Raw genomic sequence first — 2,266 nt, 5'->3', positions numbered from 1 at the left:
GTTCTGTATCTGTTCTTGCAGTTTAGCGGAGAATTTCTCTGTCGCTTTCTTCCACACAAAACTATACTTGTTGGCATTGGCTTCAATCTTAGTCCCGTCAATAAACAGACAATCTAAGGTCACTAACTCTTCCATTTTTAAATGAAGATTGAGGTCCATGAAAAGATTACGTATGAGTTCTTCCATCCCTTCAGCGACTCGAAAACGATTGATGGTGCGATAGCTGACAACCAACGGTCCTGTTAGGTATTGCATAGCGAGATTTTCAATCATCATTTTTTCGATTTTTCGTCCAGAGAAAATCCCTTGTGAATAGGCAAATAGAAGAGTAGCTATAAGCATTTTAGGGTGATAAGACGGACGAGCAAAGGCATGATAGAAGGCATGGAAGTGACAATCTTCCAAGGTATTCACCACTTTTTCAATAGTAAAGACGAGATGATCCTGTGGAAAGAAAGAACTGATTTCTAGTGGTAAAGTTGTTTGATTTGTGTTATAGTGAATATGCATGGGATAGCCTTTCTAAATGGTTTATTGTGCAATTCTATTTTACCAAGACTATCGCAACCATGCAAAAAAGCAACGGCAAATCCGTTGCTTTTTTTGGAAATAAGGGACTATTGTCCCAGGCTCTAAACAGAAACACTACATTAAAGACTGTAAATTGCGTTAAAAAATGGTATAATGATAAAGTTATATAGTCCCGATAAGATGGTAGAAATTTCTATTTTTTTGTTTCGAGTCGTAACTCGCAAAGAATGACGGCTCTAAAGTAGTCGCTCGTCATTTTACGGTTGCCGCTATAAGGCGGTCACCCTATGCGCCTTACTAGCTTCAGAAATAAAAAAGTATCGTTTTTATTTCTTACGCGATGTAACTCTTAGAAAATGAAAATGCCTATCAGTACTTTGTAACTCTATAACACTATTTTTAAGGGGGGACATTTTTATGTCAGAACGTAAATTATTCACGTCTGAATCTGTATCTGAGGGGCATCCAGATAAGATTGCAGACCAAATTTCAGATGCGATTTTGGATGCCATTTTAGCTAAGGATCCAGAGGCGCACGTTGCTGCTGAGACAGCTGTATATACTGGTTCCGTCCACGTTTTTGGTGAAATATCTACAAATGCCTATGTAGATATTAACCGTGTGGTTCGTGATACCATTGCAGAGATTGGCTATACCAATACAGAATATGGATTTTCTGCTGAGACTGTAGGAGTACATCCATCTTTGGTAGAACAATCTCCTGACATTGCCCAAGGTGTTAACGAAGCCTTGGAGGTTCGTGGAAATGCAGACCAAGATCCATTGGACTTAATTGGAGCTGGTGACCAAGGTCTCATGTTTGGCTTTGCAGTGGATGAAACAGAAGAGCTCATGCCCTTGCCAATTTCACTCAGCCATAAATTGGTTCGTCGTCTGGCAGATCTTCGTAAGTCTGGGGAAATTAGCTATCTTCGCCCAGATGCTAAATCACAAGTTACAGTTGAGTATGATGAAAATGATCGTCCAGTACGTGTGGACACAGTTGTTATTTCAACTCAGCATGATCCAGAAGTCAGCAACGAACAAATCCATCAAGACGTGATTAACAAGGTTATCAAAGAAGTAATTCCAGCATCTTATTTGGATGAGCAAACAAAATTCTTTATCAATCCAACTGGTCGATTTGTAATCGGTGGACCTCAAGGGGACTCAGGTTTGACAGGTCGTAAGATTATCGTGGATACCTATGGTGGCTATTCTCGTCATGGTGGCGGTGCCTTCTCTGGTAAAGATGCGACTAAGGTGGACCGTTCTGCGTCATATGCGGCTCGCTATATTGCCAAGAATATCGTTGCAGCAGGTCTTGCTAAGAAAGCAGAAGTGCAATTGGCTTACGCTATCGGTGTTGCCCAGCCTGTTTCTGTCCGTATCGATACCTTTGGTACAGGAACAGTAGCTGAAAGCAAGCTTGAAAAAGCAGCTCGTCAAATCTTTGACCTTCGCCCTGCAGGGATTATCCAAATGCTGGACCTCAAGCGTCCAATTTACCGTCAAACAGCGGCTTATGGACACATGGGACGTACAGATATTGACCTTCCATGGGAACGTTTGGACAAGGTATATGCTTTGAAAGAAGCAGTAAAATAGATAAGAAGAGTCTGGGACAATAGTCTCTTATCTCCAAAAAAAGCAACGGATTTGCCGTTGCTTTTTTGCATGGTTGCGATAGTCTTGGTAAAATAGAATTGCACAATAAACCATTTAGAAAGGCTAT

At 40.9% G+C, this 2,266-nt stretch carries 4 protein-coding genes; 2 read left to right on the top strand and 2 right to left on the bottom strand.

Annotation, left to right across the window (positions count from 1 at the left end):
• On the bottom strand, positions 1 to 510 hold a 510-nt coding region (locus B7692_RS07410; RefSeq protein ID WP_142360049.1), incomplete at its 3' end, for a transposase.
• On the opposite strand from B7692_RS07410, the gene B7692_RS11300 reads away from it, so the two are divergent.
• Both B7692_RS11300 and metK read left to right on the top strand, forming a co-directional pair.
• On the top strand, positions 471 to 701 hold the full coding sequence (locus B7692_RS11300) for a hypothetical protein (RefSeq protein WP_084930348.1): 231 nt from the start codon (positions 471 to 473) through the stop codon (positions 699 to 701). The two genes, B7692_RS07410 and B7692_RS11300, sit on opposite strands and share 40 nt — an antisense overlap.
• Before the next feature lie 247 nt (positions 702 to 948).
• Positions 949 to 2,139, top strand: a complete 1,191-nt coding sequence (gene metK, locus B7692_RS07395) for a methionine adenosyltransferase (protein WP_084930347.1) — start codon at positions 949 to 951, stop codon at positions 2,137 to 2,139.
• Here the strand turns inward: metK and B7692_RS11295 are convergent.
• A partial coding sequence (locus B7692_RS11295; protein WP_142360048.1) for a hypothetical protein occupies positions 2,055 to 2,266 on the bottom strand: 212 nt, incomplete at its 5' end. The two genes, metK and B7692_RS11295, sit on opposite strands and share 85 nt — an antisense overlap.

The organism is Streptococcus mitis (assembly GCF_002096925.1).
In the GTDB taxonomy this organism is placed as follows: domain Bacteria; phylum Bacillota; class Bacilli; order Lactobacillales; family Streptococcaceae; genus Streptococcus; species Streptococcus mitis_AF.
This window is presented reverse-complemented; position numbering and strand designations above follow the sequence as displayed.

Bases quoted from the DNA above. Each gene is read 5' to 3' on its own strand.
- metK (WP_084930347.1), top strand. From the start codon at position 949: ATGTCAGAACGTAAATTATTCACGTCTGAATCTGTATCTGAGGGGCAT.